Source organism: Pristimantibacillus sp. PTI5, from assembly GCF_048572955.1.
Classification (GTDB): domain Bacteria; phylum Bacillota; class Bacilli; order Paenibacillales; family Paenibacillaceae; genus Pristimantibacillus.
Genome location: NZ_CP183886.1, coordinates 1634325 through 1651443, shown reverse-complemented (window position 1 = coordinate 1651443; position 17119 = coordinate 1634325). Strand labels below are relative to the sequence as shown.

At 44.5% G+C, this 17119-nt stretch carries 10 protein-coding genes and 2 pseudogenes; all 12 read left to right on the top strand.

Annotated features, from left to right (window positions below; genetic code table 11):
• Positions 1-292 precede the first annotated feature (292 nt).
• The 12 genes and pseudogenes from ACN6MW_RS07475 to ACN6MW_RS07420 all read left to right on the top strand — a co-directional run bounded on the left by ACN6MW_RS07475 (position 293) and on the right by ACN6MW_RS07420 (position 17109).
• Complete coding sequence (locus ACN6MW_RS07475) at positions 293-1717, top strand: glycoside hydrolase family 32 protein (RefSeq protein ID WP_419874901.1); 1425 nt, start codon at positions 293-295, stop codon at positions 1715-1717.
• 875 nt (positions 1718-2592) lie between these two features.
• On the top strand, positions 2593-2766 hold the full coding sequence (locus ACN6MW_RS07470; RefSeq protein ID WP_419874900.1) for an aspartyl-phosphate phosphatase Spo0E family protein: 174 nt from the start codon (positions 2593-2595) through the stop codon (positions 2764-2766).
• Positions 2767-3383: 617 nt separating this feature from the next.
• Positions 3384-3992 (top strand): Type 1 glutamine amidotransferase-like domain-containing protein, encoded by a 609-nt coding sequence (locus tag ACN6MW_RS07465; protein ID WP_419874899.1) that lies wholly within the window; start codon positions 3384-3386, stop codon positions 3990-3992.
• A 208-nt stretch (positions 3993-4200) separates the two neighbouring features.
• Positions 4201-5487, top strand: a pseudogene (locus ACN6MW_RS07460) (IS110 family transposase).
• 456 nt (positions 5488-5943) lie between these two features.
• A pseudogene (locus ACN6MW_RS07455) lies at positions 5944-6276 on the top strand (hypothetical protein); the annotation flags it as partial.
• Between the two features lie 233 nt (positions 6277-6509).
• Complete coding sequence (locus ACN6MW_RS07450; protein WP_419874898.1) at positions 6510-6788, top strand: hypothetical protein; 279 nt, start codon at positions 6510-6512, stop codon at positions 6786-6788.
• 823 nt (positions 6789-7611) lie between these two features.
• Complete coding sequence (locus tag ACN6MW_RS07445; RefSeq protein WP_419874897.1) at positions 7612-9903, top strand: glycoside hydrolase family 2 protein; 2292 nt, start codon at positions 7612-7614, stop codon at positions 9901-9903.
• Positions 9904-10058: 155 nt separating this feature from the next.
• Entirely contained in the window at positions 10059-11801 is a 1743-nt protein-coding gene (locus tag ACN6MW_RS07440) for a sensor histidine kinase (RefSeq protein ID WP_419874896.1), read from the top strand.
• A gap of 16 nt (positions 11802-11817) precedes the next feature.
• Positions 11818-13422, top strand: coding sequence for a response regulator transcription factor (locus ACN6MW_RS07435; RefSeq protein WP_419874895.1), 1605 nt, complete (start codon positions 11818-11820; stop codon positions 13420-13422).
• Positions 13423-13657: 235 nt separating this feature from the next.
• Positions 13658-15187, top strand: a complete 1530-nt coding sequence (locus ACN6MW_RS07430) for an ABC transporter substrate-binding protein (RefSeq protein WP_419874894.1) — start codon at positions 13658-13660, stop codon at positions 15185-15187.
• Between the two features lie 107 nt (positions 15188-15294).
• Positions 15295-16209, top strand: coding sequence for an ABC transporter permease (locus ACN6MW_RS07425; RefSeq protein ID WP_419874893.1), 915 nt, complete (start codon positions 15295-15297; stop codon positions 16207-16209).
• 12 nt (positions 16210-16221) lie between these two features.
• Positions 16222-17109, top strand: a complete 888-nt coding sequence (locus tag ACN6MW_RS07420) for a carbohydrate ABC transporter permease (RefSeq protein WP_419874892.1) — start codon at positions 16222-16224, stop codon at positions 17107-17109.
• Positions 17110-17119 lie beyond the last annotated feature (10 nt).

The following is a 17119-nucleotide window of genomic DNA, read 5'->3' as shown; positions in this document are numbered from 1 at the left end:
CAGAACGTAGCTAGAGCAAACGGATTGGGCTTTGACAAAGGTTGGATAGTTGTAAAAACAAGAAAAGAATATTGTGCTAGAGGGATTGATCAGTTAAACGATCCGTATCAATCAGTACAATAAAATGGGCACGTATTCAAATGAAACACAACAAAAAAATACAACTGACGGGGTATGCTTGAGGTTAACGAGTACGAACGGGCAGTTCAAGTTGGCGGGAGTGAAAGTTTTGTCAAATCATCATACTGAGAAGTTCCGAGCACAATATCATTTTACACCTTCGGAGAATTGGATGAACGACCCGAATGGTATGGTATATTTCGAAGGGGAATACCATCTGTTTTATCAGCATCACCCTCACGGTACTACATGGGGGCCAATGCATTGGGGACATGCAATTAGCAAAGATTTGGTTCACTGGGAGCATCGCCCTGTTGCCTTGAAGCCGGATGATAATGGAGCAATATTCTCTGGAAGCGCAGTAGTGGATTGGGAAGATACGAGCGGTCTATTCGGTGGTAAGCCAGGATTGGTTATTATTTTCACTCATGCGGATACCTATCCCGATTCCGACCGTCCAAGGCAGCGCCAGAGTTTGGCCTATAGTTCGGATAAAGGCCGTACGTGGACGAAGTATGAAGGAAATCCTGTACTAATTAATGAGCAAATTACAGATTTTCGCGATCCGAAAGTATTCTGGCATGCTGCAAATCGTAAATGGGTTATGGTTATTGCAGCGGCAGACCGGATTCAAATTTATCATTCGACCAATCTCAAAGATTGGAACTTTGAAAGCGAATTTGGGGCATCGGAAGGATCGCATGACGGGGTCTGGGAATGTCCCGATTTGATAGAACTGCCGGTTGATGGCAATACTGAACAAACTAAGTGGTTAATGATTGTCAGTATTGGCGATAATCCGGACTTTACGGAAGGCTCAAGAACTCAATACTTCATCGGCGATTTCGACGGACATACGTTTGTTAACGATTCTTATCCTGAGACTGTGCTATGGCTGGATCACGGAAGAGATAATTATGCAGGCGTAACATGGTCTGATGTAAACACATCGGATAATAGCAAGCTATTTATCGGTTGGATGAGCAATTGGAAATATGCAAATCTTACTCCGACAGATAGCTGGAGAAGTGCGATGACGCTGCCGCGGGTTTTGCGTCTGAAGTCCGGCACAGCTGGCATCAGATTGGTGCAGGAGCCGTTTGCTGAACTCAACAAACTTCGCTTGCAGGAGCAGAGCTGGAATGAAACGACGATCATCCCTAATCAAAATTTGTTTGCTGATTTGAAGTTGGGCAGCTATGAGCTGGAATGCGAAATCGATTTGGCCAATGCTGAAGAGGTCGGCTTCAAACTTCGGAAGTCCGATTCCGAGGAAACCGTTATCAGCTACAATGTAGCTTTACAGCTGTTGGATGTTGACCGGACAAAGTCCGGAGAAAGCGGGTTCCATGAATCGTTCCCATGCAAGCATGGTGTAAACTTTGAGCTTCAAAACGGCCGTTTGAAGCTTCGCATCTTTGTGGACCATTCCTCGCTTGAGGTGTTTGCAAATGATGGCGAACTAGTTATTACCGATCAAATTTTTCCGGATGCGAATAGCACAGATTTGGAACTGTATGTTATTGGCGGGGAAGCTAAAGTGATTTCTCTGGCTCTTTATCCAATGATGTCCATTAATTCGGAAGTAACAGTATAAGACGGAATTAATAAACCTATCTTTCATTTCTGTTAGGCGATAAATGATTCGAATAACAAACTACCGTTAGTCTGGACTGAACTTACTCCTGTCAAGAAGATAACTCTAGAGAATTAGCCTTAAGCAACCTTAGTTCGGTATTTAACCGGACTAAGGTTGTAAAGTAAATTCATATAAGAAAACGCTTACATAATCGTAATAGTGACAGAGTCTGTCTTGGGCTTTATTTCATACTTTCTCGTCTTTCGGCAAACGGAGTAAGGAACAAGGTTTCCATCAGTTGTTTCAAAAGGTCTTCATTTCTGATGAGGAAAAGAATAGGAAGCAGGCAGAACCCCAATCCAAAGCAACTGATCAGAAGCCAGTAAAAAGCACTTGGAGCGAAAGATATCAGACTGATTCAATACCGCAGCCGTCCAGTCGTTACAAGATGGTTGTGCTGAGAGCGACACGATTATAATGTACGCTCGCTAATTGAAAGTTACATATTGGCTATCGGATAAACAATTGAATGAGGTAGATTTTACATACTGCCAAATGCTTCATGACGAAAGCAGAGAAGTTCAGTCAACGTTCTTTGTTCCGGCGGTTTCCTTGCCTATTATCTCGATGCGAAATCGCGGGGTGCCTACGGGCGTCGCGATCATGAATTATTCGCCCGTGCGTTCGAAGCCCGGTTCGAGGAATGAGCTAGCTGAACTTGGTTTAACCTATTCCTATTTGGTCTTCGGTACCCGTTTAGTCGGTCCTACCACAAGGCGTCGAGCGTGAAACATTCAATGATGTTCGCTCAAGGTGGCTAGTCCGACATCAACTAAGATAAGTAATTATGGAATAATGTGAATTTGTTTCAATAAATGGGATGGAGGGGTTCAATGGATAAGAGAGCACGTACCCTAGAAGCCATTGAACGTAAGCGGAGAGAACTGATAGAAGCAAGTTCTCGGTATGGACTTTCTTCCAAAGAGGTAGTGAAGAAATCACAAGAATTAGATTTGTTACTTAATCGTTATCAGTGCATCAAGGAGGGTCATTTTAAGCTCTCCTAATTGATATTTTTTGGACTGTGAATTTTTATTTTCAGTTAAGGTTGTTTTAAGTATCTAATTGAAAAAAAAAGGAAAAACCGTTGGAGGATTAAATGACGGTTACCAATATTCAAAGCAAGCTAGCAGTACTATAGTAGAACAAACTATTTGGATCGGACTGATTGTGAGGCTTCAATTAACCATATACATGTAGAAGGACTCTCATTGGGATTGGATTTAATCTATACCTGGGAAATGTTACTTCGCAAGAACCACCATCTTGAGAGAACATTTAAGATTCTATTGAGCTGCGATCCTAATGGTGAAAATGTAACAGCTCGGTTTTATCAGATTAGGCATAATGAGCCAGATTGGCTAAATAGTTCAGATATTGAGGATACAAAAACATACAGTTCTTAATGAAATTCGTTTAATTAGCGATAAAAATCAATTCTTCTAAAGCATCAACATGTACATACTGAACGGGAATATATTAAATATCTAATGAGCAATAGACTCGCGGCTTTCTTCGCTAAACTATCGAGCAGAATAACTTAAATTTAGATTAAGCCTCTTATATGTTTCTGTTAAAATAAGGGAAATAGAAACTGGAATAAGTGAGAAGAATGGAGACCCATATGGCTAAAATATTATTAACCTCTAACGGTTTTTATACAAAGGCTATTAAGAACCAATTTTTAAAATTCATTCACGGGGAAAAAAGTCAGATGAAGGCAACAATCATTACAACAGCATCACCACAAAAAGAGAATAATAGGTATGCACAAAAAGCAAAAGAAGATTTTAAAGGAATGGGCTTCCAGAATATTGATTTCATTGATTTAGAGTTCGATAATCCTGAAATCCTTACACAAAACGATGTAATTTATATCAGTGGTGGAAATCCGTTTAATTTGTTATTCCATACTAAGAAAAGTGGTGCTGATGAAATCTTAAGAAAATTAGCATCACAGAACGTGGTGATTGTTGGAGTAAGTGCTGGAGCAATACTACTCGGACCGAACATTAAAATTGTTCATTTCTTCACTCCGCAAATGAATACACTAAATATAGAGGATTTTACTGCATTAGATTTAACAAGCAAACTTATCTTTCCTCGTTACGATAGAGAAGACTTGTTTAAAGATGGTACAGGTAAGTCAATAGAAGATAGACTAGAAGAGTTTGAAGCCCTTGAAAAGTGTGAAGTTACAAGATTAAAAGATGACCAATGTATCTCAATATAAAAATAAATAAAAAACAGAAGAAATATTGGGATTGACGGAGACAAACTCCTTTTGGAACATGTCTTCCTTCTTTATTTGCACATTTCTCGCAATTTAAATAAGGCGTAGTAAACATTCCTGTTGAGGCTAAGAAATAGCCTTTGTCAAAAAAAGGAGCGCCTCGGTATGATGGGTTTGTCCAATACACCATCAAGGAGGCGCTCTTACTATGAAGTTTAAGCAATCAGACGCACAAAATCAACGGATTGAACGAATTACCACCTCGCATCTCGTCGTAGGGATCGACATGGCCAAAGAAACGCATGTAGCACAAGCTACGAATTTCCGTGGGATCGTGGTTTCCAAACGACATCTCTCATTCTCAAATAGCATGGAAGGCTTTGAAAAATTGATCCGCTGGATGACGGAGTTACAGCAGAAACACCGATTAAAGAAGCTCATCATCGGCATGGAGCCAACCGGCCATTATTGGTTTAACCTGGCCAACTGGTTAGCAGATAAGGAATTACACGTGGTTATGGTTAACCCTGCTACGACGAAGCGCAATAAAGAAAATCGAGATAATAGTCCATCAAAGAACGACCCAAAAGATGCACTTATTATCGCAGATTCAGTAAGTCGGGGCTTCTACTATGAGTACACGCGTTAATCGCTTGTGTTTTAACGCTTACGGACCATAATGAGTGACCGCGAATTCTGGGTGTCGAACAGTGTACGCCTGCAGAATCGAATCATACGCTGGCTGGACATTCGCTTTCCTGAGTATCCATCCGTATTCAAAGACTGGACCTGTAAGCGATCATTGGCGACCCTCAAGACATTCCCTTGCCCACAGGATTTGGAGACGTATGCAATACCGGATGTGATCAGTGCTTGGAGAACTCATATGCAGCGCGCTGGGGGTTCTACGGGGTTTGAGAAGGCTGCACAGCTCATCGCTCATGCTAAACGCAGTGTCGGAGATCGGACCGCAGTAGAAGAATCGAAGGCAGATTTAATACGGCTCATTGAAGAATATGAGCGCGTTACCACCATGCTTGAACAGATTGAAAAGGACATCGAATCCCTGCTTTCTGAGATTCCAATGGCACAGCAACTTCGCACCATAAAAGGTCTCGGTAAGATCTTCACCGCGGCCATACTAGCAGGCACAGGAGATTTAAGACAGTATGCGCATGGCCGTCAGGTATTACGGAAGGCTGGCCTGAATTTGGCTGAAAGTACGTCAGGAAAGCGAAAAGGACGAATTGTTCTTTCGAAACGAGGAGACTCAGCCCTGCGAAAATATCTCTATCTCGCGACGGTTCAGCTCGTTTGGAACACCCCCGTATTCCGCCATCTGCATGAGCATAATGTGAAAGAAAAGAAAATGAAAAAGCAACAATCCATATTTAAGTTAATAGGAAAGCTGGCACGAATTCTAGTTGGTATTGTTCAACGGGGAGAAAAGTTCACGCCAGAGAAAACCGTCCTGAGCTGGACAGAAGCAGCTTAAGCTAAGCAGCATCACGTATATTGACTCATTCGCAGGATTTCACAAAGAAAGCACGGAGGACCGAGTTCGTTACCCAAAAGGGCTCTGACCCATCCGCTAAACGCTATCGGTCTCCACACCTTGGACAGGTATAACGAAGGAATGTAAGGGCATTGACCCGTTGAGTTGTGGGAGGGTGAACCTCCAGGGATCATGTGGAGTATGCGTGCAGTAGAGATCGCCTGGGGAATATTTCCTGAGTATTCCTCTATTTCCGCATGCTCAGCCCACCACCTCAACCGGCAGCAACTGCGTTGCTTCCTGAGATGGACTTGATCCAAGGTGACGAAATCCTGCGAATGAGTGAGTATATGTGAGATAAACCCTTAAAAACGAGGGACGGGTAACGATAGCATTACTGTAGAGCATTAATTATCAGCTTTGTAAAAAAAATCGCAAGCGAGACAAAATCAACTCATTGAAAAAATTACCGCTCAACATCTAGTCGTTGGGATCGACATCGCACAGCAAACGCATGTCGCTCGTGCTGTTAATTTCCTAGGAATTGTGGTCGGAAATCCTCTATCCTTCTCAAACGATGAAGACACACCAGAAGCATTTGAAGAATTACGTATCTTTCTCTCAAACCGCGACTCTGTAGTAACGAGACTCGTTAGTGCGAAGAACCAAATTCATCGCTGGGTCGACGTTGTTTTTCCTGAGTTGCGACAAGTTTTCAAAAACATCATGTGTATCGGTTCATTGGCCACACTTCGTCTTTTCCCAACGCCCGAAGAATTGTGTAAATTACTGTGGGTAATACCTACTATTGTCACACGTTGGACGTACTAATGTCACAAGAAATAAGATGATTTGTCACCGAAATGACCCCCGTGATCATGCAGAAAGTTGAATTTAAATTGAAGCGATATTAAAGAATATTTTATTTCAGCATAACAGGACTTTTGACTAATCGTTAATGCATCGAGAATTATAGGTATGAGTGAAACAGTCAAACCAAATGATAAAGGAAGCCTCCCTACATGCAACCAATTAAAGCGTTATATAGACAATTTTTAAGCGAGCCTATGTGGTTCAAAGTAATGATTCTATCGGCTTTGTTTCTATCGATTGTATTTAGCAGCTCATATTTTTCGGATCATGGTTATTATCAAAGCTTTTCCAAGTTAGCTGCGGCAATTTTCTTCGGTTCATATGGAATAAAAATGCGGAGAAATAAGAAGGTATCTGGCGCCTTTTTCATTGCAGCAGTAGTATGCATTTATTTAGCGTGGAGCAGCTTAAGGATTGCAGATCTTTAAACGAAATGAAAATAGGATTCCCCCCCTGCCCACATTCCTTGGAATGTGGGCCTTTCCTGTATTCAGCAGCGTTATAAGATTTTACCTTCTAAAACTGTACGTGTATTCACGTGATAATCGATGCGCTTCTTGAAGGGGACAGGGACGTCAAATCTGTTTCCTAGCGTACCGCGGATGGTTCCCCGGATACATTTGTAAGATGTAATTAAGTGCTTGGGCCTTTATCGTGCAGATGAAGGGTTTCAATAAGCTACAGGTAGTGAGACCATTGGAATAGGAATTCTATCTGACATACAAGTCCCGTTTGTTTGATGGGGTAATAGAATATTTGCTCCACTTCCAAAAGGTGTTGATAGTGCATCTCCTCTAGAGTATGTATTTAGTTGATTGTTCGAAATATATACTTACCCGAAAAATTCCCGATATATAATCATCTAGTTTCCGATTTGGTCAAGGTTACTCTGGGATCGATAAAAATAAAAGTTGATGCGTATGAGAAAGGTCTCTTTGGTGAGTGTATGAGTTGGGAAATAAAGATCGTTCTCTTTTTATCCCAGTTAAGGAAATATAACTTCACCAATGTTTTCATGCCTATTGCAGTAGGACATGAGCTTTTCTATGATTTTGGGATCGCCTAGCCTAGAAAAATTTTTCTGAAAATAGTCGACCTGATGACACGCGAAAGTCGACATCCGAGTAGTGACTGTAAATGAGATGGTTTATGATCAGAGGAGAAATTTCGATATTTGGACTAAGCGATGATTTCCAATCATTCAGAACGGATTCACTTGTCCGATACAAATATAAAAGCGAGGTAATCTAGATGATGCAAATCAACGCTCTAAACGATGACTGGACGTTCTCGAAACACAATGACCCCTCGTTTGCGACTCAATCCATACCGGAGGGGCAATCCGTAGAACTGCCCCACACTTGGAACGAAACCGATGGGCAAGGCGGCATCGAATCCTATTATCGCGGGAAATGCTGGTATCAGCGGAAGCTGGCAATTTCAGAGGAAGATTTGACAAAACGGTTATACCTGGAATTCGGGGCTGCAGGAAATATCGGTCAGGTGTACATCAACGGCTCGCTGTCTGGAGAGAGCCGTTGCGGATATGCGATGTTCCGCGTAGCCTTGAATCCATACCTGATGGCAGGAGAAAATTTGATTGCCGTATTGGTAGATAACAGTTATGACAACGAGGTGTTACCGCTTTTGGCAGATTTCACGTTCTACGGCGGTCTGTACAGGGAAGTGAATCTTCTGGTCATGGGCGATATCCATTTTGATGTCATGGACAACGGTCGGGACGGCGTTTATTTATCGCAACGCAAAACCAGTGAAACTTCTTTTGAGTTGTCTGTTCACGGTCAAGTCGTCAATGAAGCCCAGGTGCTGCATGAGGGAGAAGTGTTGTTTCAGCTTAAGGATCAAGAGGGACAAGCCGTCTTCGAAGTGAAAGCCCCATTGATGCTTGACGGCGTAAACAAGTTCGAGTTCCAGAACGAGATCGACAGTCCGATCCTTTGGAACGGAATCATTAATCCATATCTGTATACTGCTTTTATATCCGTCATCAGTGATGGACAGGTGCGCGATACGCGTAATATCGCCATCGGGTTCCGGACGATCGAGGCTACGGCCGAACACGGGGTGATCTTAAACGGCAAACCGATCAAGCTCAACGGCGTATGCCGCCATCAAGATTACGGCAATGTTGGAAACGCTATTACGAAAACGCACATGGATGAAGATATGGCGTTGATTCGGGAAATTGGAGCAAACAGCGTTCGTCTCGCGCATTATCAGCATGACGATTATTTCTATAGCTTGTGCGACCGTTATGGTTTGCTTGTATGGGCTGAAATTCCTTACATTAGCATTCCTTCCACCAAGGACCCTGAAAATCATAACGCATTAGAACAGTTGGAAAGGCTCATCAAACAGGCATACAATCATTGCTCGATCTATTGCTGGGGCGTACAGAATGAAATTACGATTGCCGTTGAGACGGAACATACCCATAACACAATCAAGAAGTTGGCGGCATTGGCCAAACAGTTGGATCCCAATCGATTGACCGCACAAGCAAACATCAACGGAGTCGAAGACGATAGCGTCATTAACACATATACCGATATTGTTGGTTATAACCTATATTATGGCTGGTATTACGGTGAAATAAAGGAACTCGGTGAACGATTTGATGCATTTCATCACACTAACCCGAACACACCGCTTATACTTTCCGAATACGGGGTGGATACGAATCCGAAGTTTCATTCGTATGAACCTAAAGTTCAAGACTATACGGAAGAATATCAACTGATGTTCCATCATAATGCGTTAGAAACGATCAATTCGAGACCTTTCGTCCAAGGCGGTTACGTATGGAACATGTTCGACTTCGGGAGTGCCAATCGAAGGGAAGGCGGCGAAACAGGGAAAAACTTGAAAGGGCTTGTTTCGATCGACCGCAAACTAAAAAAAGATGCATTCTATCTTTATAAGTCCTATTGGTCTCAGGAACCTTTCGTCTATCTGGCCGGACGTCGTTTCGTCAATCGGCATCAAGAAATGAATGACATTGTTATTCTGACTAATCTGTCACGAGTCAAAGTTTATAAAAACGGCGTTTTCCTTATCGAAATCGAAAGCAATGAGTCAATGAAAATTTTGAAAAACGTAGCACTTGCATACGGGGAGCATCACGTGACGGTCGAAGGATTTGACGACCATGGCAACGTCTTCACGGACGAAATGACGCTTCGTCGTGTGTACGAACGTGATTCCGGCTATGTGCTCGAAAACACGAAGAAAGTATTTAATGTCGTCAATTGGTTCGAAAAATTCGATCTGACGAATGCGGAAGCAAGCCCAATCAAAGAAGGATATTTTTCAACGTTCGACACGATCGAAGTTTTGTATGGTAATGAAGCGGCCAAAGCAGTATTTCTCAAATATTTCGAAGCCTATACGAACAACCCGTTCTTCGAGGTGACGATGGGTGTTATGTCCATACAGAAAATGTCTCAAATCGTACAATACAATATTCCTCCGGAATTGTTAGCCATCATTAACCGGGAGTTGAACATCATACAGAAGGATTAAATTCAGCTTGAAAAGTTTGCATAACGAATAAGAAGAGAGACGGTGGGTCAAGGATATCCTTGATCGACCGTTTCTTTGTGAAACATGTTTCTGTAAGAATAAGGTACAATAGTATGATCATACATGCCTATGTATACAACTAGAGGGGGTCTGACATGAAAGGCCAATTGTTTCGAATCTCATGGAATTCAATCCGTCTAAAACTGGTCTTAAGCGTGTTGCTCATTACGATCCCTATGATCGCATTTTTGATTTATAACAATTTATACGCCATCACCGTCGTGCGCCATCAAGTCGCCGAATCGAATCGGAACCTAATCTCCCTGTACATGGACCAGATTGATGACAACTTGAATGATCTCGACGCCTATATGACGAACTTGATCGTAAACGACAAGGATCTCCAAATGATGAGTTACATGAATCGCGATCAGAGGGTGCTCGCCAAGGTCAGGCTTGATGCTAAAATGACGGCCGATATCGGCACGCTGAAGACGGTCGATTCCATCTTCGTTTATTCAATCGCCGATCAGGACTACTTCGATGTATTCCGGGGTTTTGGCAATAACACGCAGGAAAGAAATAATGTCAGGTCATATATTCGAAGTCTCATTAGAGAGCTGGAGGATACGAAGGAATTCGATAAGCGCAGCTGGTACGTCAAACGGATCGGTGAAACGTACTACTTTTTTCGTATCTTACAGACGAGTGACGCCTATGTCGGCGCGTGGGTTAATATCGAAAGGCTTTCGGTTCCGCTCAACTTGCTGGAGTTGGGCGAACGTGGTTTATCGTTGTTCGCGACGGAAAACGGAGTGCCGATGACACATGAAGAGACGGTAGCCGACTTCGGCATCGACTTGAACCGCGACTTGAGCAGCTATTATTTATCGGGGACCCAAGTGAAACATCTTGTCGTCGGTGAACGATCTTCCAAGGGAGAATTCAGCTTGATCGCGCTCATTCCTGACGATCAAATACTGGGAAACCTGCCTTATTTACGGCGGATTGTGGCGATTATATCGATCGGTGCCGTTATTTTAGTCCCTCTATGTCTGCTGCTGCTTCGAAACATGGTACTGCGGCCGTTGAACCGGATCATGGCGGCTATGCGGCGAATTGGCGATGGCAACTTGAACGCACGGATCGAACCGTTCCCTACTTCTGACGAGTTCCGTATGGTGAACCATACATTCAACGGAATGATGGAACAGATTCAGGAACTTCGTATTCATGTGTACGAGGAGCAGCTGAATAAACAGAAGGCGGAGCTGCAGCATCTGCAGCTGCAAATCAATCCACACTTCTTCATGAATTCACTGAATATCGTTTATAATTTGGCTCTGGTAAAAAATTATGCTCTTATTCAGGAGATGGCGATTAGTCTCGTCCAATACTTCCGCTACATGTTCAGCAGCAATCTAACGTTCTTGCCGCTTAAGGACGAGCTGCAGCATATCCGGAATTACATCCGCATCCAGGAGCTGCGTTTCCCAGATCAGCTGACGTTCGAAATATCAGCTCCCGAATTTTTGTTAAGCGCGCGAATACCGCCGCTTGTTATTCAGACTTTCGTCGAGAACTCGATTAAGCATGCTGTATCATCGGAAGGACCCGTCGCGATTGTCGTTCGGGTAGATCTTGATGACAACCGCGAAGCGCCGATGATCGAAATCGTGGTACGAGATTGGGGCAGCGGGTTCACTGAAGAGGTTTTACGAGAAATTCGTACCGGGAACCGCATTGTGGACGCGCAAGGCGCGGAACATATCGGCATCTGGAACGTAAAGCGGCGGCTGGGTTTGTTATATGGCGACCGGGCGCACATCCAATTCTCAAATGCGCCCGAAGGCGGAGCAGAGATACGTATGCGGCTGCCACTGCATTTGGGTACATAGAGAGGGGAAATGATTCATGGTAAGGGTTCTGCTTGTAGACGATGAGATTCATGCCGTGGAAGGGGTCAAGAGCGCCGTTGATTGGGAGAGGATTGGCGTTTCAGAAGTACATACAGCTTATAATGTTCAAGATGCGAAACACGTTTTCGCCCGACATTCAATAGACCTCTTGTTATGCGATATCGAAATGCCGCAAGGAAGCGGCTTAGAGCTACTCGCATGGGTTAAGGAAAATCATCCCACTACGGAATCAATCTTCCTTACCTGTCATGCAGATTTCCATTATGCCAAACAAGCGGTCCAGCTCGGAAGTTTCGATTATTTACTTAAGCCCTTACCGATTCCCGAGCTCGAAGGCGTTATTGCCCGTGCGATCGCAAAGAGAGACGAATCATCCAAGAAAGAAGAGTACAGCCGATATGGCCAATACTGGGTGCAGCATCAGCCGTTATTGATCGAACGGTTCTGGCTGGATATTCTTAACCGGTCTATTCCGACGCATCCAGAGGCAATCCGGCAAGCGGCGGAAGAAAGGAATATTCCCTACTCTGAGCATATGCAATTTGTGCCGGTCTTAATTGTCGTAAAGCGATGGCATAAAGAACTGAGCCTGCGCGACGAGAAAATATTGGAGTATGCGATCCGCAATTCAGCAGAGGAGACGCTGCTCACAGTGGGGGATTACGGCCAATTGTTGCCAATCGGCCAAAGGGCACTTCTAGCAATCCTATCCTGCGATTCGCTCGCGAATGAGGAAATGGCGCGTTTGATTCATTGCTGCGAAGGCTTCATCGCGTCGTCCCACAATTATTTCTACTGTGATCTATCTTGTTATGTCGGCGACCCGGCATACCCGCATGATCTGCCGACAATGACAGATCGACTATTCATGCTAGACCGCGACAACGTCGCGCGCGACAATCTAGTTATACGGCTGGACGGGCTTTCTTCTGTCACGACTGCCTATAAAACCATAAATTCCCAACTGTGGACGATGCTGCTGAAGGAAGGCGACTCAGGCAAGCTTGCGGAAGAAGCGGCCGAGAGCCTGGAGAAGCTGTCCCGCCTAGGCGGATTGGATGCCAAGAAGTTGCATCAGTTTCATCAGGATTTCCTGCAGTTGGTCTATGGCTACTTGCATTCGAAGGGCATACAAGCGCATCAATTATTCGGCGATGATCGGTCGGTCGAGATGTCGGTCTCTGCTGCACGGTCAGTCAAGGACATGACAGCCTGGGTCCGCCATGTCGCAATGAAAGCGACTGAATATGTCATTTCGGTTGAACAATCCGAATCCGTCGTCGATCGTGTTATCGCATTCGTCACGAAGCATATCGGAACGACTCTCTTGAGGGAAGATATCGCTAAGCATGTATTTCTGAATCCCGACTATTTGGACAGGGTTTTTAAGAAGGAGAAGGGAATTTCTGTTACGGAATTCGTCACCCGTGAAAGGATGGCAGTCGCCCAGGAACTTTTGCTCAAGACGTCGCTGCCGGTCAACGTCGTTGCCGCGCAGGTTGGGTATTCAAATTTTTCGCATTTCTCCCGAATGTTCAGGAAGTATTCCAATAAGAATCCGATTGAATTCCGGCATGAAGGGGCAAGCAAGCCGAACTGATTAATTGATGGACATGGAGTGCGAATCGACCGGATATATGAGAGCTGAGGAGCGGCCACTGGCCCTCCTCTTTCTCATTACGCAACTAGTGGTCGATATCCTCATATGCAATAGTCGACATCTTGGTAGAGCGTGTATATTCCGATGCTGTAAGATGAACTCAAGATCTTCGGCGGTACGATTATCAGCTATCGCAGAAGCATCAAAAATATTTACATTTCGGGGGGAGTAAAATATGAAACGGAAATCTTCTTGGTTGACTGCTTTGCTTGTCGTCATGATGCTGGTTACGGCCTGCAGCTCGAATGGCGGCAATACGCAAGGCAACAAGGCTTCGGACAATGCAGGGGCAGCGAACAATACCGATCAGGGTGACAAGCAAGAACCGCCTTATGAACTGACCATGGCATACTTCAGCTTTGGCAGCGTTCCGAAAGATCTTCTACTCGTACAGGATGAGATCAACAAAATTACAGAGGCGAAAATCAACGTTAAAGTAAAAATGCTGCCGATTAGTTTCAGCGCTTGGAATAACCAGATCAACTTGATGTTGACGAGCAACGAGAAGCTCGATTTGTTCCCGTTGTTCGGAACCACCTATGCGAATCAAGTAGCCAAAGGCCAGTTAGTCGAACTGGACGAGCTGCTAGCCAGCAAAGGCCAAGGGATTACTGAGGCACTCGGTCCTGACTATTCGAAAGCGGCGATGATCGGTGGAAAATCTTACGCCGTACCGAGCATCCGCGACCTTGCCCAAAGTTACGGCTTCCTAATGAGGAAGGATATTGCCGACAAGAATCAGATCGATCTGAGCAGCGTAAAAAAGATCGAAGATCTCGAGCCTGTGCTTGAAGCAATCAAGTCGAATGAGCCGAACATGACCGCGCTTGTGAACGGTGTCGGAGCTTCAGCGTTCAGCTCGTTCGTCACTCGCGATTCGCTAGGCGACGACTTTGGCGTTCTGCTTAATTACGGACAAGATGATTTGAAGGTTGTCAATTGGTTCGAAACGGATGAATATGCAAGCAACTTGAAATTGATGCGGAAATGGTATGAGGCCGGATACATTGCGAAAGATGCTGTTACCATTAAAGAGTCGTCGGCAGACATAATCAAGGCTGGTAAAGGCGCTGGCAACTTGGCTTCGATGAAGCCTGGCTTCGCCCATCAAGAGACGCGCAACTCCGGTACGGAAATGATTACGGTTGAGATGCAGCCGCCATTCGCAAGCACAAGCACGGTTTCCAAGATCATGTGGGGGATTGCTAGTAACTCTAAAAAGCCAGAGAAAGTAATGGAGTTCCTCAACCTTATGTATACCGACAAAGACATTGTAAACCTATTCGACTGGGGCATCGAAGGCAAACACTATGTGAAGGTATCAGATAACGTTATCGATTATCCGAATGGTGTTGAATCGAGCAACGTTGGTTACACGGGATTAGGTTGGTTGTTCGGCAATCAATTCTTGTCTTATACCTTTAAAGGAGACGACGAGAAGCAGTGGGATGATATGAAAGCATTCAACGATCGCGCGATCAAGTCGAAAGCGCTCGGCTTTATGTTCGATTCCACTTCTGTCAAGACGGAATTCGCCGCGGTGACCAACGTCGCAAGTCAATATCGTATCGCTCTTGAATCCGGCGTGATTGATCCTGAGAAAGAACTTCCAGAGTTTATAGCAAAACTGAAAGATGCGGGTATCGACAAGATTATCGCAGAGAAGCAGAAACAATTGGACGAGTGGGCGGCTGCCAACAAATAAACGGATCGATTGAGCTCGCAAGCATGCAAGCGCAATCCAGTTAACCATGTTGTTGATTGGGTTGCGCTATCTCCAAACTACCAGTCTTAGCAAGGAAGTGATTGTAAATGTACACGAAAGCGAAATGGAAAAAATACGCGCCGCTATTTCTGTTAATGATACCGGGGCTGGCTTACCTTATCATTAACAATTACTTGCCAATGTTCGGTATGATCATCGCATTCAAAGATATCAATTATGCGAAGGGGATATTGGGAAGCGATTGGATCGGGTTTAAAAATTTCGAATATTTGTTCAAAACAACGGATGCTTATATTATTACCAGGAATACAATCCTCTACAACGTACTGTTCATACTAATCAACACAGTTGGTGCGATCGCGACTGCAATCCTGCTAAACGAGGTCCGCAAAAAGTTTTTTCAGCGTTTTTACCAAAGCATCATCATATTGCCGCATTTAATATCTATGGTTATCGTCAGTTATCTCGTTTACGCCATGCTCAGCAGCGATACGGGATTCATCAATAATACGGTATTGCCGATTTTCGGGATGGATAACATTTCGTGGTATTCCGAGAAACAATACTGGCCATATATTCTTACGATCGTTAACATTTGGAAAGGTGTCGGCTTCCTTAGTGTCGTTTATCTGGCCTCGATCATTAGCATCGACCCGGAATATTACGAAGCGGCTACACTGGACGGCGCATCGCGCTGGCAGCAGATCCGTACGATTACCCTTCCGTTGATTATGCCTGTTATTACGATGATGACTCTTCTTGCCATTGGACGCATTTTCTATTCCGACTTTGGACTCTTCTATCAGGTACCAATGGATTCGGGAGTTCTCGCAGAGACGACAAACGTTATCGACACGTATGTATACCGCGCATTAATGAATCTTGGAGATGTGGGGATGTCGTCTGCGGCAGGCGTTTATCAGTCGATCGTTGGCTTCGTGCTCGTCATCGTCTCAAACTATATCGTACGCAAATATAATAAAGAAAACGCATTATTCTAGGAGTGACAACTGATGACTCATGAAAGTAATCTGACAAAATGGATTCCCCATGTCTTGCTGATGGGTTTCGCGCTGGCTTGCATTGTGCCGTTTCTGCTTCTCATCATTTCATCCGTCACGAGCGAAGACAGCATCGTGCGAAACGGTTATTCCTATTTCCCGGAACAACTAAGTCTGACCGCTTATGAGTATTTGTGGTCGCACTGGAATGAACTTGGCCGCGCATACGGCATTACCATCTTCATAACGGTCGTGGGCACGGTCACGAGTCTCGCGATCACGTCCATGCTCGCTTATCCGATGTCGCGCACAGATATGCCGTTACGAAACTTCTGGGCGTTTCTCGTCTTCTTCACCTTGCTGTTCAACGGTGGGCTCGTCCCGACCTATCTGATCTATACGCTTGTATTCGACATTAAGAACACGATTTGGGCGCTGCTCATTCCTGGACTGCTCATGAATGGCTTCAACGTCTTGCTTGTCCGCACGTTCTTCATCACCTCGATTCCCCCTGCACTGGTTGAGGCCGCAAGCATCGACGGCGCAGGTGAGATCAAGATCTTCTACAAAATCGTTCTGCCGCTCTCCATGCCGATTATGGCAACGATCGGACTATTTGAAGCAATTCTGTACTGGAATGACTGGTTTAACGGCTTAACGTATGTTACAGATCCGAGCCTGTTCAGCATCCAAAACATTCTGAACCGGATCATTTCGGATATTCAATTTCTGTCGAATAACAGCAGCTTGGCATCTTCTGCCAACGAAACGATGGCTGAATTGCCGAGCACTTCGGTCCGGATGGCCATTGCAGTTGTCGGTGTCCTGCCGCTTCTGATTGCCTATCCGTTCTTCCAAAAGTATTTCATAAAAGGGATTACAATTGGTGCCGTCAAATAAAGGTATTTTT